General features: G+C 52.5%; 23 protein-coding genes. 1 reads left to right on the forward strand and 22 read right to left on the reverse strand.

Features of this window, described 5'->3' with window-relative positions:
- Window positions 1–44: 44 nt before the first annotated feature.
- Window positions 45–1,466, reverse strand: coding sequence for a dihydrolipoyl dehydrogenase (gene lpdA, locus U9M73_RS08175; protein WP_323076779.1), 1,422 nt, complete (start codon window positions 1,464–1,466; stop codon window positions 45–47).
- 162 nt (window positions 1,467–1,628) lie between these two features.
- On the opposite strand from lpdA, the gene U9M73_RS08180 reads away from it, so the two are divergent.
- On the forward strand, window positions 1,629–1,955 hold the full coding sequence (locus U9M73_RS08180; protein ID WP_323076781.1) for a DUF2627 domain-containing protein: 327 nt from the start codon (window positions 1,629–1,631) through the stop codon (window positions 1,953–1,955).
- 61 nt (window positions 1,956–2,016) lie between these two features.
- Here the strand turns inward: U9M73_RS08180 and U9M73_RS08185 are convergent, their stop codons facing one another.
- From U9M73_RS08185 to U9M73_RS08285, 21 genes are all read right to left on the reverse strand, one after another.
- Complete coding sequence (locus U9M73_RS08185; RefSeq protein ID WP_009225801.1) at window positions 2,017–2,226, reverse strand: hypothetical protein; 210 nt, start codon at window positions 2,224–2,226, stop codon at window positions 2,017–2,019.
- A 28-nt stretch (window positions 2,227–2,254) separates the two neighbouring features.
- Entirely contained in the window at window positions 2,255–3,202 is a 948-nt protein-coding gene (locus U9M73_RS08190) for a cation diffusion facilitator family transporter (protein ID WP_009225800.1), read from the reverse strand.
- An 11-nt stretch (window positions 3,203–3,213) separates the two neighbouring features.
- Window positions 3,214–3,522 carry an ArsR/SmtB family transcription factor gene (locus tag U9M73_RS08195; RefSeq protein WP_009225799.1) on the reverse strand — a complete coding sequence of 103 codons (309 nt, stop codon included), beginning with the start codon at window positions 3,520–3,522 and terminating at the stop codon, window positions 3,214–3,216.
- Between the two features lie 241 nt (window positions 3,523–3,763).
- Window positions 3,764–4,567: a sporulation transcription factor Spo0A gene (spo0A, locus tag U9M73_RS08200; protein WP_323076784.1), complete on the reverse strand. Its 804-nt coding sequence runs from the start codon at window positions 4,565–4,567 to the stop codon at window positions 3,764–3,766.
- A gap of 380 nt (window positions 4,568–4,947) precedes the next feature.
- Window positions 4,948–6,279: a SpoIVB peptidase gene (gene spoIVB / locus U9M73_RS08205; protein ID WP_009225797.1), complete on the reverse strand. Its 1,332-nt coding sequence runs from the start codon at window positions 6,277–6,279 to the stop codon at window positions 4,948–4,950.
- Between the two features lie 99 nt (window positions 6,280–6,378).
- The gene (recN, locus tag U9M73_RS08210; RefSeq protein WP_323076786.1) at window positions 6,379–8,118 is read right to left on the reverse strand and encodes a DNA repair protein RecN; all 1,740 of its coding nucleotides are present in this window, start codon (window positions 8,116–8,118) and stop codon (window positions 6,379–6,381) included.
- A gap of 30 nt (window positions 8,119–8,148) precedes the next feature.
- Window positions 8,149–8,598 (reverse strand): transcriptional regulator AhrC/ArgR, encoded by a 450-nt coding sequence (gene ahrC / locus U9M73_RS08215; protein WP_009225795.1) that lies wholly within the window; start codon window positions 8,596–8,598, stop codon window positions 8,149–8,151.
- A 59-nt stretch (window positions 8,599–8,657) separates the two neighbouring features.
- Window positions 8,658–9,137, reverse strand: a complete 480-nt coding sequence (locus U9M73_RS08220) for a hypothetical protein (protein ID WP_028538372.1) — start codon at window positions 9,135–9,137, stop codon at window positions 8,658–8,660.
- A 156-nt stretch (window positions 9,138–9,293) separates the two neighbouring features.
- Entirely contained in the window at window positions 9,294–10,157 is an 864-nt protein-coding gene (locus U9M73_RS08225) for a TlyA family RNA methyltransferase (RefSeq protein ID WP_028538373.1), read from the reverse strand.
- A gap of 12 nt (window positions 10,158–10,169) precedes the next feature.
- Window positions 10,170–12,080 (reverse strand): 1-deoxy-D-xylulose-5-phosphate synthase, encoded by a 1,911-nt coding sequence (gene dxs / locus U9M73_RS08230; protein ID WP_009225792.1) that lies wholly within the window; start codon window positions 12,078–12,080, stop codon window positions 10,170–10,172.
- 176 nt (window positions 12,081–12,256) lie between these two features.
- A complete protein-coding gene (locus U9M73_RS08235; protein WP_036645822.1) occupies window positions 12,257–13,132 on the reverse strand; it encodes a polyprenyl synthetase family protein in 876 nt (291 codons plus the stop codon).
- Between the two features lie 47 nt (window positions 13,133–13,179).
- Window positions 13,180–13,461, reverse strand: a complete 282-nt coding sequence (gene xseB / locus U9M73_RS08240) for an exodeoxyribonuclease VII small subunit (protein ID WP_009225790.1) — start codon at window positions 13,459–13,461, stop codon at window positions 13,180–13,182.
- On the reverse strand, window positions 13,436–14,818 hold the full coding sequence (gene xseA / locus U9M73_RS08245) for an exodeoxyribonuclease VII large subunit (protein WP_028538375.1): 1,383 nt from the start codon (window positions 14,816–14,818) through the stop codon (window positions 13,436–13,438). Before xseA ends, xseB begins: the two co-directional genes overlap by 26 nt.
- A gap of 247 nt (window positions 14,819–15,065) precedes the next feature.
- A complete protein-coding gene (gene folD, locus U9M73_RS08250; protein WP_009225787.1) occupies window positions 15,066–15,923 on the reverse strand; it encodes a bifunctional methylenetetrahydrofolate dehydrogenase/methenyltetrahydrofolate cyclohydrolase FolD in 858 nt (285 codons plus the stop codon).
- Window positions 15,924–15,965: 42 nt separating this feature from the next.
- Window positions 15,966–16,415: a transcription antitermination factor NusB gene (gene nusB / locus U9M73_RS08255; protein ID WP_009225786.1), complete on the reverse strand. Its 450-nt coding sequence runs from the start codon at window positions 16,413–16,415 to the stop codon at window positions 15,966–15,968.
- Between the two features lie 288 nt (window positions 16,416–16,703).
- A complete protein-coding gene (locus U9M73_RS08260; RefSeq protein WP_009225785.1) occupies window positions 16,704–16,937 on the reverse strand; it encodes a DUF2273 domain-containing protein in 234 nt (77 codons plus the stop codon).
- Window positions 16,938–16,951: 14 nt separating this feature from the next.
- Window positions 16,952–17,491, reverse strand: coding sequence for an alkaline shock response membrane anchor protein AmaP (gene amaP, locus U9M73_RS08265; protein WP_009225784.1), 540 nt, complete (start codon window positions 17,489–17,491; stop codon window positions 16,952–16,954).
- A gap of 105 nt (window positions 17,492–17,596) precedes the next feature.
- On the reverse strand, window positions 17,597–18,004 hold the full coding sequence (locus U9M73_RS08270; RefSeq protein ID WP_009225783.1) for an Asp23/Gls24 family envelope stress response protein: 408 nt from the start codon (window positions 18,002–18,004) through the stop codon (window positions 17,597–17,599).
- A gap of 112 nt (window positions 18,005–18,116) precedes the next feature.
- Window positions 18,117–19,460 (reverse strand): acetyl-CoA carboxylase biotin carboxylase subunit, encoded by a 1,344-nt coding sequence (gene accC / locus U9M73_RS08275; protein ID WP_009225782.1) that lies wholly within the window; start codon window positions 19,458–19,460, stop codon window positions 18,117–18,119.
- A gap of 87 nt (window positions 19,461–19,547) precedes the next feature.
- Window positions 19,548–20,045 carry an acetyl-CoA carboxylase biotin carboxyl carrier protein gene (gene accB / locus U9M73_RS08280; RefSeq protein ID WP_016311706.1) on the reverse strand — a complete coding sequence of 166 codons (498 nt, stop codon included), beginning with the start codon at window positions 20,043–20,045 and terminating at the stop codon, window positions 19,548–19,550.
- 164 nt (window positions 20,046–20,209) lie between these two features.
- Window positions 20,210–21,001 (reverse strand): SpoIIIAH-like family protein, encoded by a 792-nt coding sequence (locus tag U9M73_RS08285; RefSeq protein WP_009225780.1) that lies wholly within the window; start codon window positions 20,999–21,001, stop codon window positions 20,210–20,212.
- Window positions 21,002–21,019 lie beyond the last annotated feature (18 nt).

Genomic DNA, 21,019 nt, shown 5'->3' on the forward strand with positions numbered 1-21,019 from the left:
GTTTTACAGTGAAAAAGAAAACATTCATCTTTTCGCCCGTTGCCTCAAGCGTTTAAGGAGTTCCCGTCCACGGCCAGTGCCGCTTCCCCGATAATTTCCGCCAGCGTCGGATGAGCGAAGGTCACTTGTCCAACTTCCCAAGGCGTCGCATCCAGCACCTGGGCCAGTGCCGCTTGGCTGATCAGCTCCGTCACATGCGGCCCGATCATCTGCACGCCGAGAATATCATTGGTGCGGGCATCGGCCACCATCTTCACAAATCCTTCGGTTTCGCCATGCACCAGCGCCTTCCCGATCGCCGAGAACGGAACCTTGCCGATTTTAACCTCCAGCCCTTTGGCCTTCGCTTCTTTGGCGGTGATTCCAACCGAAGCAACCTCGGGGCGGGTGTACACACAGCGCGGAATATGGCTTTCTTGATAACCGTGCGAAGCCTCCCCGGCTAAATGATGGACGGCAGTTAACCCCTCATGGCTGGCAGCATGCGCCAGTTGAAGACCGCCGATGCAGTCGCCAATGGCGTAAATATGCGGTTCCGTGGTTTGCATAAATTCATTTACCCGAATGAAGCCGCGTTCTAACCCGATGTCGGTATTTTCGAGTCCTATATTCTCCACGTTGGCCTGGCGTCCGATCGATACCAGCAGCTTGTCTGCTTCGAGGCGGATCGATTCGTCCCCTCGCTTCGCAGATATTTGTACCCGGTTATTGCCGATTTCTAAGGAACCGGGATCGACCGAAACCCCAGTGATCACTTGAATGCCGCGGCGTTGCAGCTGTTTCTGCAATTCGCGGGCAACGTCCTCGTCTTCCGCCGGCAGCAGCTGATCCGCTGCTTCCACCACGGTCACCTGCACGCCAAAATCGTTTAGCAGCGACGCCCATTCAACCCCGATGACGCCGCCTCCCACAATCAGCATCGAGCCGGGAAGCTCGGATAGCTGCAGCGCTTCATCGCTGCTAAGAATATAATTCCCGTCCGGCTCAAGCCCCGGCAGCATCCGTGGTCGAGATCCTGTGGCGATGATCAAGTTGGTTGGCACAACCGTCTCCATTTCACCATCCGGAAGTTCCACCGCAACAGCTCCGCTTTTTGGAGAGAAAATCGACGGCCCAATCACCCGCCCATTCCCTTGGATGACACGGATTTTATGTTTACGCATCAAATATAGGACCCCTTTATGCAGTTGATCCACGATGCTTTGCTTTCTTTCCTGCACTTTCGGGAATACCAGCGTCACGCCGTTAGTCTCAATGCCGTAGCTTGCGCTATCCTTCATTTGCGCGTAGAGCTCCGCACTGCGCAGCAGCGCTTTGCTTGGGATACAACCTCGATGCAGACAGGTCCCTCCCAACTTGTCCCGCTCAATAATTACAACGTCTTTCCCCAGTTGCGCGGCGCGAATGGCTGCGATATATCCGCCAGTCCCTCCGCCCAACACTGCTACATCACAAGTAATTGCCATAATCGATCTCCACCCATTCTATCAATTCAGTCACTTTCCCCTATTTTACCTTGTTTTTCCGTTATTACAAATCAAAGCCGTAAATAGACATCCCCTCAGGAAAAAGGTATGATATTTTTAACAATACATAGCCATTTCGAGAGGGAAAGGAAGATCTAGCTCATGAAGCTCAAGCTGTCCCGGTTTATCGCGATTATTTTGCTGGTGGTCCCCGGCATTGCAGCGATGATCGGATTTATAAAAATCAAAGACACCTTATTTGATTATATGTCAGCACACGGCGACGATTCGTTAACTCGCGTCACGTTTGATTGGTTAAACTTCGGGCTAGGCGTTGTTTTGTTTGCAGCCGGCGCCGGATTTTTGGGCGGGTGGATCTTCTTCCGGGACCGCAAGCGGAATTACGTAGGGCCAAGATTTCGCAAAAAGGACGATGCCGCCAAAGCCGCCGTTAAAGAACCAGAACCCGCCGTGGTACAGCATGACTAACCTCAAGGTTCTTATGAAAAAACCTCTTTTGCCTTGTCTCGGCGTAAAGAGGTTTTTTAGCTTATTCGTATAACGCTTCCTTCAGTTTGGTCGACATCCGCGAGCTTTGCTGGGAATTCGCGCGAAGCAATGCCTTGCGTAATCTGACGTTTTCTGCACGAAGTTGTTCATAACGTTGAATTAGCTCCAGAAGGGCCTGCCGTTTATCTTCTTCCAAATCCGTGCCCTCCAGCAATTCCCGGTAAGCCGCCGGCTCAAGATCGTTAGTCATATGACGCTCATCCTTTCTTCTGATGGAATTATACCATAAGCTCCCGGTGCCGGATGTGCGAGGTTTCCACCTGAATGGTGGTGTGGCCGATGTGGAACGTCTTCTCCAAAGCGGTAATCGCTTCCTGCAACACGATTTGGCTCTGGCTGCCATCCTCAATCGTCAAATGACAGCTTAACGCATCCATCCCCGAAGTAATGGTCCAAATATGCAAATCATGGACTTCAACAACCCCCGAAATCCCTTCGAGACACTGCTTCACCTGACTTTGATCGATCGACGCCGGCGAGCCCTCCATCAAAATGTGCACCGATTGGGTGATGACGCCCCAGGCTCCGCGCAGGATCAACAGAGCGACGAGAACACTGATGATCGGGTCGAAAATATACCAACCAAACAACGACATCAATATCCCCGCGAAAATAGCGCCAATCGACCCCAAAGCGTCTCCAAGCACATGCAGGTAGGCGCTTTTCAGGTTTAAGTTGCCTTTGACGTCGCCTTTCTTCAGCAATACCGCCGCGCTTGCTAAATTCGCAAACAAACCGATCACCGCAATCACGATCATCGTATTACTGGACACGGTCGGCGGATCAAGCAAACGCCCGTAGGCTTCCCAAAAGATAAACCCGGCGATCACGAACAAGGCTGCCCCATTGAGCAACGCGGCCAGGATCTCCATACGGTGGTACCCGTACGTATTCCGCTTTGAGGCGGGGCGAGCGGCAAACCAAAAGGCAATCAGGCTGAGCAGCAGCGAGCTGGCGTCACTTAGCATATGACCGGAATCGGACAATAAAGCGAGGCTGTCTGTAATCAAACCGCCGCAAAATTCAAGAACGGCGATCGAAGCCGTAATGAGTAGAGCGATCCACAGCCCCTTCTTATTCCCCGAACGTGCCGCATGATGATCGTGGAAATGGCCGGCATGGCTATGGTCATGATCGTGGTGATGGTGAGCGTGATGATGTCCCATGGATCTCCCTCCTATTCGCAACAAGCGTGTTGAATCGCCTGTTTCAAGAGCGAAATCACATGCTCGTCGTCACAGCTGTAGTACACCGTATTGGCCTCCCGACGGAACTTCACCAGCCGCAAATTTCGCAGCAGACTCAGTTGGTGGGAAACCGCCGACTGCGATAAATTCAACACTTCCGACATATGCGTCACGGAACATTCTTCTTCCGACAGCAAATGAAGAAGTTTGATTCGGGTCGGATCGGACAATGCTTTAAAAATCGTAGAAACCTTCTCCAGTGTATCCGGGCTCAGATCGATGTGTAACTTTTTTTCCACCTGGTCGTTCCCCTCTCGAATAACAGTATATGAACATATGATCATATATAGGATAATCCTAAAGGGACTTTATTGTCAATCAGCAAGTGCGGATACCATCTCAGGCAAAATAAAAAACGGCCGCATCCCGGCATACACCGAGAGGGACCGCCCTTCATTTAACCCTTTTGGATCACTGCATAAGTGAACGACCAACGGCTTAATTTCTCCCGTCGTTATCACCATTCGTGTCCTCAGACTTTCAAGACACCTTATGCTCGATCCGCAGTTTATCCGCTACCATTGCGATGAACTCACTATTGGTCGGTTTGGATTTGGAGATATTGATCGTATAACCAAAAAGATGGCTGATGGAATCGATGTTGCCTCGGGTCCAAGCGACTTCAATCGCATGACGAATCGCATGCTCTACTCGGGATGGCGTCGTTTTGAATTTCTCCGCGATCGCCGGATACAGTGTTTTCGTAATGGCGCCTAAGATTTCGATGTTGTTGTACACCATCGTGATCGCTTCGCGTAGATATTGATATCCTTTAATATGCGCCGGAACTCCGATTTCATGTATGATCGATGTGATGTTCGCATCGAGGTTCTTCCCTTTGCCCAGAGGCACCACATTCGATTTGGCAAACGAAGTAGAAGGTGCACTGTTGCTTAAGGTTTGGACACCCACGAGCTGACGGATGCGGTTCGCCAACACTTCCATGTCAAAGGGTTTCAAGATGTAGTAAGAAGCTCCAAGCTGAACGGCACGCTGCGTGATGTTCTCTTGACCAAAGGCGGTCAGCATGATGATTTTAGGCTGAGGGGTCAGGTTGAGGTCGCGAATGCGCTCAAGCACACCGAGTCCGTCCAGATGGGGCATAATAATGTCCAGGATCAACACATCGGGAACTCTTGCTGCTTGATCAATCATCTCCAGTACTTCTTCCCCGTTATAGGCGATTCCTGAGACGACCATATCGTCTTGCTCCGAAATGTATTCCGCGAGCAAATTCGTAAATTCACGATTATCATCTGCCAACAACACTTCGATTTTCTGCACTGCCTACTTCCTCCTTCAGGTAATTGGATAGGTTTATTCATTGCTTCTCTTCTTACCAGAATAAGGATTCGACATGCAAAAGTAAATTCCTTCTGTCGAAAATTATTTTTATTTATTTTTTTGCATGATTGATATATAATAAATTATTTATTTACATAAAACGATCTCGTTCGGATTCATTCGACAAATGCATACAGATTCCAAGCCGGGTTTGTCGACCTTTGCTTGAGGAGTTTCACTTCCTCAAGATAAGAAAAACGTCAATCGACGTACATTCAATGTAGACAGACCGCGTTTAGCCGAAGTTTTTCTTGCGATATCAGGATGCCAATCCCCGTAGTTTATACTTTCTGATATCTAAAAAAATCTTAAGGCAGCGTTTAGCTCGCCTTAAGATTTTGCATCGTGTCTTTGGGGCTTTGTAAAATACCGGCATCCTGCAGCATCCATTCGATAAAGCAACCATATCCTGATTTCGGGTCGTTGACGAATACATGAGTCACAGCGCCGATGAGCTTGCCGTTCTGAAGAATCGGACTACCGCTCATGCCTTGAACGATGCCGCCGGTCTTCTCCACGAGACGCGGGTCGGTAATGCGGATAACTAATCCTTTGGTTTCCGGTACACTCTGCTTGGAAACATGGACGATCTCGACTTTAAACCGCTCTATGCGTTGACCTTCGACAACGGTCAGAATTTCTGCCGGTCCTTCCTTCACTTCTTCTGCAAAAGCGACGGGAATCGGTTTCTCATAGAGGCTATGCTCCGGGTTTTGCGACATCTTCCCGAAGATCCCAAAATTCGTATTGCGTTCGATATTGCCTAGGGTTTTCCCTTCTTTTAGAAAGTGAGCACGCTTCTCCCCGGGTTCACCGCTCTCGCTCTTGGAGATGGATGTGACGCTGGATTGCAGGATTTGCCCGCTGCCGACGACGATCGGCGTTTGGGTATTCATATCGGTAATGATGTGGCCGAGGGCTCCATAAACGCCGTGATCCGGGGCATAAAACGTCAAGGTCCCTACCCCTGCAGCAGAATCACGGATATACAAACCGAGTCTCCAAGCCCGATCCTGCTGATCATATGCCGGCTTTAAGGACGTTGTGAGTTCCCTATCGTTCCGCATATAGGTGATCTTAAGGGGCCGTTGATGTTTGCCCGCTTCGGCGGCAATTTCAGCTACTTCGCGGACATCGTGGAGCTTCATTCCGTTAATGTGGGTGATCAAATCACCGGCTTGAATTCCGGCCGCTTCGCCGGGTGAAACTTTGCTGGTATCTGTTACAACTTGATGATGCCCGACCACTAAGATCCCGGCGGATTTCACCTTGACACCGATGGTTTGTCCGCCGGGAATCACTTTAAGGTCCGGAATGACATTGACCTTGACGGTCTTTAGAGGAATTTGACCGAATAATTTCATGCGGAGGTTGGCTTCTCCACTCCGAAGCGACGAAAGCTTGAGCGGATGTCCTAATGATACTTTCATGGATGGGTTCGCCTGCCCGTTGACCATCACTACATCAGGCCGATCCACACTGACTTCAGCCTGTACGGGCAAAGCAAATGAAATTTGTGTTCCCTGACCCTGAAACAGGCGTAACTCGTCCGGCAGTACGGGAAGCCGCCCTTCAGCGGCAGACGTGCCGAGAAAACAAAAGAAGAAGGCAAGAAAAAGACCGAGCATTCGATTCCTGAGGTTCGGGTTCAATGGCTGTCACGCTCCCTTAGCTTCTTTCGCTTGACGAAACGGTGGTCGCCAATTGCGTACCTATAAGATACCCCGGGTCAGGTGTTTTATTACTGTCAATCATTGTGCCAGACTTAGTAAAACATCCTTTTGTGCCTGCGCCAGCTTCAGCATTTCTTGGGCATGATGCTGGGTCTTTTCCGTGATTTCTACCCCGCCGAGCATGCGGGCCAGTTCATTTACCCGTCCCGCTTCATCTAAGGAAGCAACGCGTGTCATGGTGCGGCCGTCTTCAACGACTTTCTCGATGAGGTACTGCCGATCCGCCATGCAAGCCACTTGCGGCAGATGAGTGATGGCGAAGACTTGGCACATCGCAGACAATCGCGACAACTTATCGGCAATCGACTGAGCCGCTCGTCCGCTGACGCCAGTATCAACTTCGTCGAAAATCAGTACAGGAACCTGTTCATGCCGGGCAAATATGCTCTTTAGTGCCAGCATTATGCGGGACAGCTCACCGCCGGATGCGATCTTGCTAAGCGGTCGGAGCGGTTCTCCGGGATTTGGCGAAATGAGGAATTCAGCATTGTCGATACCGTGTTTGCCGGGACGGATCTTCTTTCCTTCCCATTCCAATCCGTTGGCATCCTCTATGAGGCTTAACTTGACTTCGAGGGAGGTTCGACCCATTTGCAGGTCCTTTAGCTCCGTCTCGATCTGAGCGGCGAGCTCAACAGCCTTCTGCTGCCGTACAGCACTTAACTCAAAAGCCTGCTTCATCAGCCGCTCGGTTAATTTCTCCCGTTGCACCTGCAGCTGCTCCAGGCGTTCATCCTTATTCTCCAAGGCATCCACTTCCTGGCGAATCTTCTCATAATACGCAAGGATCCCTTGAATGTCATCACCGTATTTACGGCGGAGCGTCGAGATCAGGTCCAGGCGTTCCTCGACTTCTTCCAGCCGTTCAGGATTAAACTCGATCCGTTCGCGATAGTTCCGCAGGCTAAAGGACGCATCCTCCAGTTGATAATAAGCGGATTGAAGCTGCTCCAGGAGCGGAGATATTCCTTTGCTGTCATATGCGGATACTTCACTTAGCTTCGAGACAGCCTTCGCAATCGCATCCAGTCCCTGAGGGCCATACAGCAAATCATAGGCTTTCGAAATGGACTCCATCATTTTCTCGCTATGGGATAGCTTGACCTTTTCCTCCGCGAGTAATTCATCTTCACCCGGTTTTAACTCGGCTGCAGAAATTTCACTCAGCTGAAAACGGTATAAATCAAGCATTTGCAGCGCCTGTTGGCTTGTATTGCGCAGCTCGTGATATTCCTTGTCGATCCGTACGAATTCGGCGTAGGTCGCTTGGTAAGCCGCCTTCACCGGATCAACCGCCTCTGCCCCGTAGGCGTCCAGCAACTCTAAATGGCGTTCCGGTCGAAGCAGGGTTTGGTGCTCATGTTGGCCATGCAGGTTAATCAGCTTCTCCCCAACCTCACGCAGCATGGATAAATTCACGAGCTGTCCGTTAATGCGGGCTGAGCTCTTGCCTTGGACACTGATTTCCCGGCGAATAATCAGAAGCTCTCCGGGATCTCCCGCGATGCCGAATCCTTCCAGGGTTGTCCAAACCGGATGTCCTGCTGGCAGATCGAAGGAAGCCTCCATCTCGGCTTTATCACAACCATAACGGATTAAATCGGCTGACCCCCTGCCGCCGGCAATCAAGCTCAGGGCATCAATGATGATTGATTTGCCCGCCCCGGTCTCCCCTGTCAGGACATGAAAGCCGGAACCAAACGATACATCGACCGCTTCAACCACTGCCAGATTACGAATGGATAAATGAACCAACATCCGGGCAATCCTCCCCTACTCCCAACTCAATTAAGATATGTATCCCATGATCTGATCAATCAGATACCGGCTATAGTCCTCGTTGCGGCAAATCAGTAAGATCGTGTCGTCACCGCAAATTGTGCCAAGCAGATCCGGCCATTCCATATTGTCCAGCAGCACGGCTACCGAATTCGCGGTCCCCGGAAGACACTTCATGACAACCAAATTGCCGGTATAGTCGATATGCACGAAACTGTCGACCAGCGCCCGTTGCAGCTTCTGCACCGGATTATAACGCTGAGCCGTCGGCATGGAGTACTTGTACCTGCCGTCGTCCGTAGGCACCTTAATCAGCATTAATTCCTTAATGTCGCGGGAGACCGTCGCTTGAGTGACTTGATACCCCGCCTCGCGTAATGCTTCTACCAGCTCATCCTGGGTTTCGATTTCCCTGGCCGAAATGATTTCCCTTATCTTGATATGTCTATGCCCCTTCATTCTGCCCTCCATTAGCCTTGTATGGTCGTATTTAGTCGTATTTATCAGTATTTATCGGTTTAGGCGGATTCATCTTCTTCATTATCGTCCGTCGTTAGGGATATGACCTTCAGTTCCCCTTGCTCCGGATCTACGTATAACACGCCAGCGCATTCCGGATATAACAGCAGGAACGGCAACAGGTCCCGGCGCAAACCGCTACCCGTCCATTCCACCGGGCGGCGTTCCCGCGCAGTTCTAACAAGATAGAATTCCCCATTCTTGACTGCAATATAGTCAATAAAGAGACGGCTGTGCAGAAGTTCTCCGTCCACACGGAAGGTGAGCGGAACTTTCAGTTTATCGCTGACGACTTCGTACCCTGCTTCTTCCAGCATGTCCACCGCAGGGTGCTCTATAATCTCCTCATTCATCTCAAATCCGATGCCGGATCGTAAAGAAAACGGCTTGCGGACCCAGGAACGAAAACCGCGGTATAGCAAATACACGCCGATTCCCGCGATCACTACCATCAGAAGACCGTCCGAATAAGCTCCCACCGATATCACCTCATCCCTTATTTCGACGCTTCCGCGATTAGCTCCTGTCTAGAGAAGCACAAAATTTAGAAGGGAATGAGGACAACATCAAGGTTTTGATTCCATTATAGGGAACAAGCGTTCGATTTGCAAGATGCTGCAATGAAAAAAGACCCATCACTTGGATGGGCCTCCTGTAAAGGTGTTTGATGCTTCATGAACGACGCTGGCCGCCAGCTCGCGGATCCGTGTAAGCTGATCCACATCCTGCTCCTCTGCCGTACCAGCCGCAGCTTCTTCTTCCAATCTGAGATGAGCTAAAAATTCGATGTTCCCTTCCCCGCCGGTAATCGGAGAGAAGGTCAACCCGGCCACCTCATAGCCTTGCTCCACCGCAAAGCTCAGCACGGTCTCCAACACTTCCTGGTGTACTTTGGGATCGCGGACGACCCCCGATTTACCAACCTTTTCACGACCAGCCTCAAACTGCGGCTTAATGAGCGCAGCGATGTCCGCCGGCCGTTTCAACAACGCAAGAAGCGGCGGCAAAATGATTTTTAGCGAAATGAAGGAAACGTCGATACTGGCAAAATCCGGCGGAGGACCGTCCAAATCCTGCGGCGTCATATAACGGAAGTTGGTGCGTTCCTTGACGTTCACCCGCGGATCGTTGCGTAGCGACCAATCCAGCTGATTGTATCCGACGTCAATCGCGTATACATACTCAGCACCATGCTGTAAGGCGCAATCCGTAAATCCGCCGGTCGAAGATCCGATATCTAGCATCGTACGACCGGTCAGATCCAGGTTAAACTGCTTGATCGCTTTTTCCAGCTTAAGTCCGCCCCGGCTGACATAAGGATGGATCGCTCCCTTGACCGACAACACGGTATCCCGGGGAATCTTCGTCCCCGCCTTCTCGATCCGTTCCTGTCCGCCAAACACCAGTCCGGCCATGATCGCGGCTTTCGCCTTTTCTCTGCTGTCAAAATACCCCTGCTCGACGAGCAGGACGTCTACGCGTTCCTTGGAAACCGACATGCCAATCTCCCGTCAATAATTTACTTTCTTGCCTAGCGTTAAATGTGGTTCGCTCCGTAGTTTGTGTACCTCACGAACGACGTTCTCGGCGGTCAAGCCGACTTCTTCCAATTGCTCCTTGATGCTGCCGTGCTCGATAAACCGGTCGGGCACGCCCATCAATCGGATGTCCAGACCCGTGATTCCTTGCTCTGCATAGAACTCCAAGATCGCACTACCCAAGCTTCCCGCCTGCGAAGCTTCCTCCAGCACGATCATGGTCCCGCTGCTTTGCGCGAGTTGAACCAGCATCTCTCCGTCCAGCGGTTTTAAGAATCTGGCGTTCACCACCGCAGCGGACACGCCTTCCCGCTTCAGCCTTTCCGCCGCTTCTTCGGCAACCTGCACCATCGGGCCAACCGCAACGATCGTCAGGTTGTCGCCTTCCCGCAGCAGCTCCCACGTGCCGATCGGAATGGGCACCAGCTCTTTGTCCAGCGGAACCCCCGGTACGTTGATCCGCGGATAGCGGTAAGCAATCGGCCCGTCGTTATATTCCAGCGCCGTCTTCATCATGTGGCGCAATTCATTTTCATCCTTCGGCATCATTAATACGATATTTGGAATATGACGCATAAAAGCGATATCGTAAACCCCTTGGTGGGTCTCCCCGTCCGCTCCTACGAATCCAGCCCGGTCGATGGCGAACATCACGTTGGCGTTCTGGCGGCAAATATCATGCACGATCTGGTCGTAAGCCCGCTGCATGAACGTGGAATACACCGCATAGACCGGCTTCAAGCCTTCCATCGCCATGGCGGCGCACATCGTCGCGGCATGCTGCTCGGCGATACCGACGTCAATCATGCGTCCAGGAAAACGTTCGCCGAATTTCACCAATCCGGAACCGCCCGGCATCGCCGGAGTCACCGCCACGATCCGTTCGTCCTGTTCGGCCAGCTCGATCAAGGTCTGTCCGAACACCTCCGTGTACATCGGATTCCCAACAGCCTTCAGCACTTGGCCGGATTCGATTTTGTACGGCGTGATGCCATGCCATTTATGCGAATCCTGTTCTGCCGGGGTATAGCCTTTGCCCTTGGTGGTCAGAACGTGCACCAAAACTGGTCCGCTGACGTTATTGGCCTGCTTGAAGGCATCGATAAGGCCCGGCAAGTCATGGCCGTCAACCGGTCCCAGGTATTTGAATCCGAGCTCTTCAAATAAGACGCCGGATACCATCAAATACTTCAGGCTGTCCTTCACCCGCTCCACGGTTTTGGCGACTTTGCCGCCAATGGCCGGGATTTTCTTCAGCAGTTGCTCCACTTCGTCTTTGGCCCGCAGGTAATTGCGGTCTGAGCGGATTTTGGTCAAGTAGTTATGCAAAGCTCCGACATTTGGCGCGATCGACATCTCATTGTCGTTCAAGACCACCATCAAATCTTTCTTCTCATGGCCGATATGGTTCAGCGCTTCAAACGCCATCCCGCCGGTTAACGCACCGTCCCCGATGATCGCAATCACGCGGTTCGATTCGCCCTTCATATCCCGGGCCAGCGCCATCCCCATAGCCGCTGAGAGGGAGGTGCTGCTGTGCCCTGCTTCCCACACGTCATGCACGCTCTCGCTCCGTTTGACGAACCCGCATAATCCATGATGTTTACGAAGCGTGTCGAACTGGTCCTTCCGCCCGGTTAGTATTTTATGTACATAGGCTTGGTGTCCTACGTCAAAGATGAGTTTATCCTGCGGACTGTTGTAGCAATAGTGCAGGGCGATCGTCAATTCCACCACGCCCAAATTCGAAGCCAAATGCCCGCCGGTAACCGACAGCTTCTCGATCAAGAACTGGCGGATTTCCTCAGCGAGCGGCGTCAATTGCTCCAGGGACAAGTTTTTCAGATCGGCAGGCTCATGTATTTGCGAAAGCAGCACAGCCATTCCCCGCTTTCCTAAATGTATGGTTCAAAAAGCCGGCATCTAAGTCCGGCCTTTTCTTGCACATGTTGATAATAGCCTTCATTATACCATATGTCATCATGATGTCGAAATCACTTGCGGCGGATAGGTAAGTCATTTTTCCCTGATTTCGACCAACGCCTTCGATGGGAAAGTGACTAGTGATCGCGGCGAAGCAGCAGATCGGCAATTTCCAGCAGCCGCTGCGGGTTCGGAATCGCTCCGTTTTGTAACGCCTGCTTCGCCTCACTCGTCAGCCGTTCGACTTCCGCCCGGGAAGCCTCGATGCCGATAAAGTAAGGATAAGTCACCTTCTGTTGGATGACATCGCTTTGCGTTTTTTTGCCGAGCTTGCTTTCATCCCCGATCAGATCCAGGATGTCGTCCTGAATTTGAAACGCATGCCCCAGCGCCCGTCCGTACCGCTCCAAAGCCTCAAGCTGCTCTGCATTTCCCGAAGCGATATGTCCGCCCGCTCTGACCGAAAATACGATCAGATCTCCGGTTTTGTGCTCATGAATGTAGCGCAGCTGGTCGAGATCGGTCACTCCCTGCTCGCCTTGCATGTCGGCCACCTGGCCGCCCACCATGCCGCCCGGCCCGGCAAACCGCGACAATTCCTCCACGATCGCTAAGGAAGCCTCGGCCGGCACCCCTTGCTTGCGGCTCGCTTGAACCACGCTGTAAAAAGCATGCGTCAACAGCCCATCCCCGGCCAAGATGGCCATCGCTTCTCCAAACACTTTATGATTCGTTGGTTTCCCGCGACGGAAGTCATCGTTGTCCAAGGCCGGGAGATCGTCATGGATCAGCGAGTACGTATGTACCATTTCCACGGCGCAGGCGACGGGCATTGCCGCATCCCGGCTGCCGCCGAGCGCCTCCGCCGCAGCCACGACGAGCAGCGGCCGAAGCCGTTTCCCACCCGCCATCAGCGAATAATCCATCGCCCGGCTTAGCGTTTCCGGCACCTGCCATGCCGCCGGAAGGCTGGAGGACAAGCGTGTGGACACGGCTTCAGCAATCTCCTTCATGTATGCCTCTATCGATAATTGCTGCTGCAACAAGATCACCGCTCTCCTCAGAAGTCCAAACTATCGCTTAACGGCGGCTGAAACGGCTGCTTCTCTACCGCCCCGTCTTCTTCAACAATCATTTCGATCTTACGTTCCACCTGTGCCAGCTTTTGACCGCAGATTTGCGAGAGCCGCATGCCCTGCTGAAACAGATCAATCGCTTTCTCCAACGGCACGTCTCCGCGTTCCAGCTGAGACACGATGTCCTCCAGCTGGTTCATCGCATCTTCGAAATTTAGTTCCGCTTGCTGCGCCTCTGCATTAAGCTTGGTTTCCTGTTCCTTCATCTTCCCCCGCTCCTTCCGGCCTCATGCCCCAAACTTGACAATCTAGTTCTCCGTCCGTCACCTTCACCGTTATCCGGTCGCCCAGTTCGACGTCCGATAACGACTTGATGATCCGTTCTCCTCGTTCATCGTAGACGAGGCTATAGCCCCGCGCCATGACTTTAAGCGGGCTTAGCGCATCCAGATGGCGAATGCCCGAGGCCAGCTGGCTGGACTTCTCCCGCAGGATGCCCTGCATCGCTTGCCGCAGCAGGCGATCCGCCTCCCGCCGCCGGCGTCCCGCGAACTGCAGCGCATCCCGTGGATGGAAGCGCAGCAGACGCTGGTGCAGGCGGTCTTGCGCCGCGCCGGCCAATTGCAGGCGCGTCTGCATGTGGCCCGTCAGCCGCGAGGACAGCCGGTCCAGCCGCTCCGCGTGCTGGAGCAGGCTGCGCCGCGGCTGCGTCAGCGCCGGCGAGCGTTGCAGCCGGCGCAGCCGTTCGCGCGCCTGCTGCAGGCGGTGCTGCAAGCTCTGCTGCAGCACCTGTTCTCGCTGGCGCAAGAGCGCGCGCAGCTCGGCCGTGTGCGGCACGGCCAGCTCGGCAGCCGCTGTGGGCGTGGCAGCTCGCAGGTCGGCGACGAAATCGGCGATAGTGAAGTCCGTCTCATGGCCCACGGCCGAGATGACGGGAATCGCCGATTCATAGATCGCCCGCGCGACCTGCTCCTCGTTGAACGCCCACAGCTCCTCGAGCGAGCCGCCGCCGCGGCCGACGATGAGCACGTCGGCCTCGCCCATCGCGTTCAGCGTTCGGATCGCTTTCACGATCGACGGCGCTGCCCCCTTGCCCTGGACAAGCACGGGGTACAGGATCACTGCTGCCTGCGGATAACGCCGCCCCAGCGTCGTTAAGATGTCGCGGACCGCCGCTCCGGTTGGCGAGGTTACCACGCCGATCGTCTTCGGGAACCGCGGCAACGGCCGTTTGCGTCCCGGCGCGAACAAGCCCTCCGCTTCGAGCTTCTGCTTCAGCTGCTCAAAGGCCAGATACAGGCTGCCTACGCCGTCCGGCTGCATATGCGTCACGTAGAATTGATACTGGCCATCCCGCTCGTAGACGGAAACATTACCGCGTGCAATCACGCGCGTGCCTTCTTTAGGTCGGAACGGCAGCCGCTGGTTATACGATGCGAACATAATGCTTTTGATCCGGCTGTCCGCATCCTTCAGCGTGAAATACATATGCCCGCTGGAATGATGCGTGAAATTGGAAATTTCACCGCGAATCCAGACGTCGGTGAGCACCTGATCCGATTCCAGCTTCATCCGGATGTAGCGGTTTAATTCCTTGACCGTCAAAATCCGTTGCTGATCCAAAGGTGCCGCCTCCTTTCCGAGAATAAGGGCAATGTATACCCTTATTTGCTTCTCGTTGTCGCTGCTGATGAAGATAAGGGAACTTTTTTCCGTTATTTTATCGCTGTTGCCCCTATATGCGGGGTTTTCCACCTATCGCCCAGCAATAAGGCCAAAAAAGTCCTCTATTTTCCCAAAATGCCATCATCAGAGCGAAATAAGAACGTTTTGTTCCCTTATTTGAACCCAGTTATTCGACAACTTTAGCTTAAGCCAGCCCTTGCAGGCGTTTGGCTGCAATCAGCGTATTTTGCATCAGCATCGTAATCGTCATCGGGCCAACGCCGCCAGGTACGGGTGTGATCGGTCCGGAAATCTCTTTAACGTTCTCAAAATCCACGTCCCCGGCCAGCTTGCCGTTTACCAGTCGGTTCATCCCGACATCAATGACCACGGCGCCTGGCTTCACGTAAGAAGCATCCACAAAGTTCGCGCGCCCGATTGCAACCACAAGAATATCCGCGAGGCGAGTCAACTCTTTCATGTTCGCCGTACGCGAATGACACATCGTTACTGTGGCGTTCTCCCGTTGCAGGAGCAAGGAAACCGGCTTGCCGACGATGTTGCTGCGGCCAATGACAACCGCATGCTTCCCGGCGATCTCCACGCCTGTGCGTTTGATGAGTTCAATCACCCCCGCCGGCGTACACGGCAGCAAGCTGTCGTCGCCGATCATCAGATTCCCGACATTCATCGGATGGAATCCGTCAACGTCTTTCTCCGGCGAAATGGCATCGATGACCGCTTTCTCATCAATATGCTTGGGCAACGGCAGTTGCACCAGAATCCCATGGATATTCGCCTGATGGTTCAGCTTGTCCACCAAAGCGAGCAGGTCCTCTTGCGGCGTTTCCGCCGGGAGGCGATGAACCTCCGAATAGTAGCCCAGCTCATGGCAGGCTTTCTCCTTGTTCCGCACATATACCTGCGAAGCCGGATCTTCCCCGACGAGCACGACCGCCAGTCCCGGCGTAAAGCCTTGCTTCGCCAGCTGTTCTACCTCTGCGCGCAAATCCTTGCGGATATCCTCCGAAATTTGTTTACCGTTAATGATTGGTGCTGTCATGCTCGTCCGCTCCTCTTCCTTAAATTAAAATTGAAAATGGAATTATCGTTTGTTCTTCAATTGATCGATGTCTTGAATCATCTTCCCAAGTACGCCGTTGACGAATTTGCCGGATTCCGGGGATCCAAAATGCTTGGCCAGCTCGATCGCTTCATTTACAGCGACTTTCCCCGGCACGTCATCGCGGAAGATCATTTCATAAGTTGCCAGACGCAACACCTGCCGGTCCACCTTGGACAAGCGGCTGATTTGCCATCCCTTCAAATAATCCTCCAGCAAGCTATCGATCGCATCCTTCCGGCTCCAGGTGCCGTTGACCAGCTCCAGCGCGAAAGCCCGTGTCGCATCTACATCCGACAGCTCGACCTCACCTTCGTTCTCTTCCATCGCTTCCGTCAGCAGCATCGTTACCGCTTCGTTCGCGTCCACCTCGTTCATTTCCATCTGGTACATGCTCTGCACCGCAATCTCTCTCGCCAAACGCCGTTTCATCTGCTTCCTCCTAACCAATTTCTACGCTTTACTCTTCCATCATGGCTTACCTTTAAGTTGCTATGCTTCAAATCCTATCTTTCAGTTCTTACCCCTAAGCATAGACCAAAACCGGCTCAAACATCACCGGACATTTAACAATTCACGACTCTCTTTAACACAAAAAAAGACCCGTAATAGGCTTACTCCACAAAAGGGGCAAGAACACGTTCCTAGCTCTTTTCCGGAGTAAGGATATCACAGGAAGCGGTAATGAGGAATTCAAAATTCAAAATCCCATTTAAAATCTCATTTAAAGGGACGCCAACGCGTGGACAGCCATTCCCAAATCGTGCCCCAAGGTAAGAGCGGGCCTCCCTCCAAGTCCTTCTGCTTACCAATCGTATACCCGATAAATAGCAGCAAGGCGCAGAACAACATATTCCAGAATCCGAAAAACAGATAGATCGGGCATAAAAACACGGCCGCCGCTATCCCGAGCAGGCGTCCTTTGTGACTCTCCCACAATTGTTTCCAGAACACCCCGCTGCTCACCCCTATTCAACCCGGCCTTTGAGAACCGGGGAATGGACCAGATTGGCAATGTACACCGATACGTAGGAAACAGGAATCCCGGTAATTTCCTCGACGCGGTCATGGACTTGTTTCTGAACTTCTTCCGTCAACGCAGGGATCGACGTCTCCCCGTCCACAAGCGCACGCACAACGATTTCAAGTCCGGATTCCGTAATCCGAATCCGCGTCTTCACTTCCTTGATGCCACGCACGCGGGAAGCGGCTTTGTAAGCCAAGTTCTCGATGGTGTCCACCGAGATCTGGATATCGCCGTATTCATTGCGTTGGTCAATCGAGGTCGCCGAGCTGCGGTCTCTGCTGACGGATATGTAAAACACACGAATGCTGATCAAGAGCAGCAGGATTGCCGCTACCCAAGTGCCGATATAGATCGGTTGCTGCTCCAGGACCTTCAATTCCAGAGGAACGGCGTCCGTGAGCACGAGAATAACGAATACGGATAGGATGGCAATGCTTAAGCTGTAAATAAACATCAAAATTCGATCTAAAATTTTGGCCACGACAGGTATTGCCTCCTTAATAAGAGGGTTGCTTCAGCTTGTCCCAGCTGAAAATTACAGTAAACCCCTGACCAAGGAAGCGGTCAAGGGGTTCATGACAAATCGTTATTTCACGCGATGGGTCGCTTCCACTTCTTCCACACGTTCGGCTGCTTTGAAAATGACGTCGTGAATATGTACGTTCACTTCAACGACATTCAGTCCCGTCATGTTTTCGATGGAGCGTTTCACATTACGCTGGATTTCCGAGGCGACTTCCGGGAGACGGTTGCCGTATTCGACGATAACGGATACGTCCACCGCAGCTTCACGTTGACCGACTTCCACCTTCACACCCTTGGAAAGGTTCTTTCTTCCCAATAGTTCGGCGATCCCGCCGGCAAATCCACCGCTCATTCCGGCAACCCCCTTCACCTCGACGGTAGCCAGTCCAGCAATCACTTCGATGACTTCGGGGGCAATTTGAATTTCACCAATATCCGTACGTTCGAATTCCGTTGGCAATGTGCTCATTCTATTCATCCACCTCTCAATAAGTATGACGCTGCTCTAACGATAGATACCGCGCACTTATTATACATACTATATCATTTTGGGTTCATTATGACAAACGCGAGGCGGCTTTCTATATCTCGTTTTCTTCCAAAAATTTGATATCAAAGTCACCTTTAATAAAGGTCGGATGCTCCAGCAGCTTCTGATGGAAAGGAATCGTGGTATGAATTCCTTCGATGACGAATTCGGACAATGCCCGTTTCATCTTCGCGATCGCTTCCTCCCGTGTCGGTCCCCAAACGATCAGTTTCGCGATCATCGAATCGTAATGGGGCGAGATCATGTACCCTGGATAAGCTCCGCTGTCGACGCGAACACCCGGTCCGCCCGGAGGCAGATAGAAACCGATTTTCCCCGGAGACGGCATAAAGTTGCGGGTAGGATCCTCCGCATTAATCCGGCATTCGATCGACCAACCGTTCAGCTTAATGTCCTCTTGGGTGAAGGATAGCGGATTACCTTCGGCCACAGAGATCATCTCTTGAATCAAATCAACGCCGGTGACCATCTCGGTAACCGGATGCTCAACCTGAATCCGCGTGTTCATTTCCATGAAATAAAACTGTCCGTCCGGACCCAGTAGGAACTCCAGCGTTCCCGCACCGGAGTAGTTCACCGCCAGCGCGGCCCGAACCGCCGCTTCTCCCATCTCTTGCCGCTTCTCTGGCGAGAGCACCGGGCATGGCGCTTCCTCGAGCAGCTTCTGCCGACGGCGCTGAACTGAGCAATCGCGTTCACCCAAGTATACAGCGTTACCGTGTTTGTCGGCGATGATTTGGATCTCCACATGCTTCATGCCGGTCAAGTATTTTTCGAGATAGACACCGGCGTTCCCAAACGCTTTTTGCGCTTCTTGCTGCGCCGTTGTAATTTGCTTAATCAGCGATTCCTCGTCCTCGGCAATCCGAATCCCTTTGCCTCCGCCGCCGGCGGTCGCTTTGATGATGACCGGATAACCGATGTCCCGAGCAACCATCACGGCTTCTTCGAGGTCCTCAATCAATCCGTCCGAGCCCGGAATGACGGGCACGTTGGCCTCTTTCATCGTTTGCTTCGCCATCGCCTTGTCCCCCATGCGGGTAATCGCTTCCGGGGAAGGGCCGATAAACGTAATATTGCAGGAGCCGCAGATTTCCGCGAAGTCGGCATTTTCGGCCAGGAACCCATACCCTGGATGAATCGCGTCGCACTCCGTCAACGTCGCTACACTCATCAAATTGGTCAGATTCAAATAGCTGTCCTTGGACGGCGTAGGTCCGATGCAATAAGCTTCGTCGGCCAAACGGACGTGCAGCGAATCCTTGTCCGCTTCGGAATAGACCGCTACGGTAGAAATCCCGAGTTCACGGCAAGCACGAATGATCCGCACAGCAATCTCGCCGCGGTTAGCAATCAATATTTTATGAAATTTCATGAGATACTCGTATCCTCCTTTGGAAAGCTAGGGTAACGGCCCTTGAAGCTGCAACATGCGTGATGCGTTAAGGGCGTATTCCTTGGTTTACTCCGGCTTCACCAAAAAGAGAGGCTGACCGTATTCGACCATCTGCCCGTTCTCCACCAGGATGTCGATGATTTCGCCTTTCACTTCCGCCTCCAGCTCGTTCATCAGCTTCATCGCTTCAATGATGCAGACCGTCGTCTTCTCGCCGACTTTGTCGCCGATATTTACGTAAGGCTGAGCTTCCGGCGACGAGGCACGATAAAACGTCCCGACCATCGGCGAAACAATGGTATGTAAGTTCGCAGCAGGTGCAGCCGATGGGGCCGAGTCTGTCGCTTGAGGAGCCGATACCGTTTCTTGCGGAGCCGGAGCCGATGCGGCAGCTTGGACATTTTGCGGTACAGCGGCAACAACCTGCGGCTGCACGTGAACAACTTCACTCGCGCCGTTCTTGCGAATGGACAAGCGAGCGCCTTCATTTTCGATTTCTAGTTCATGCACGGACGTTTGGTCCAGCAGCTCGATCAATTCTTTAATTTCACTCAGCTTAAACATATCTTCACTCTCTCCTTCAGCTTTGTAGGAAAAGCCTTGGCCTTCAACCATAAGCCTTCTCGGCTCATAACTTTATGTATTATATCATAATCGATCAAAATGGAAAGAGTCCAAGTTGCCTCGGACCCTTCCCTCCTCGGTTGCTATTCGACTGTGCTATAACCTTATTGTTTTACGTATTGCACGCTGACTTTATCCTGGGATACGCCCAGTTCCTTGATCACGAGGTCCATGATGCTGACGGCTTCTTTCGCTTCCATCTTCTCGCTGATCACCACGACTTTATATTTGTCGTCCGCTTCTTGTACGACGGCATTGGCATATTGCTGTTTCAATCTTTCTTCGATGTCATAGATTTTCGCTTCTTTCTCTTCCAAAGCGCTTAATTCTTGTTGAGCCATTGCAGCTTCTTCAAGGGATTCGTTTTCGTTGATCGTTTTCATCAGCTCTTCTTGCTTCTTCACGTTATCCTGTGCACGAGCGAATTGGTAAGCGTTCAGCGTGTCCGAAGAAGAGACGCCTTGAGCTTCCAGCTGACTCAGCACATCTTCATCCGTTGTGGCTTCCTTCTGGCCGTTGTCCGCAGCTGCGGTATCTTCCGACGCCTTGCCAGCATCGGCCGTTTGCGTATCCGTGGAGGTTGCGGTATCGCCGTCTTTGGCCACATCCGTATTTTCGCTCTTGCCCTCTTCGGCGGATTGCTCGGTTTGATCGTCAATCGCTGTATCGTCCGTGATTGTGCTGCTGTTTTCACTGCCGTCCGTTGTCACTTCCGAAAGGATGACATCATCGCCGTCTGTGCTTCCATTCATGCCGTTATTTGTCGCAGTCACCTGTTGTCCGTCTGCTGTTGTCGCAGGTTGCGGTCCTTCTTCCGTAAATAAGTAGTAAGCGGATAAAATCACCATCAAGCTCAGCATGGAAACCAGCCAAATCGTTTGTCTTTTGGATTTCATATTGGATTTCCTCCTCAA

Origin of the sequence: Paenibacillus phoenicis (genome assembly GCF_034718895.1) — a bacterium.
GTDB classification, from domain to species: domain Bacteria; phylum Bacillota; class Bacilli; order Paenibacillales; family Paenibacillaceae; genus Fontibacillus; species Fontibacillus phoenicis.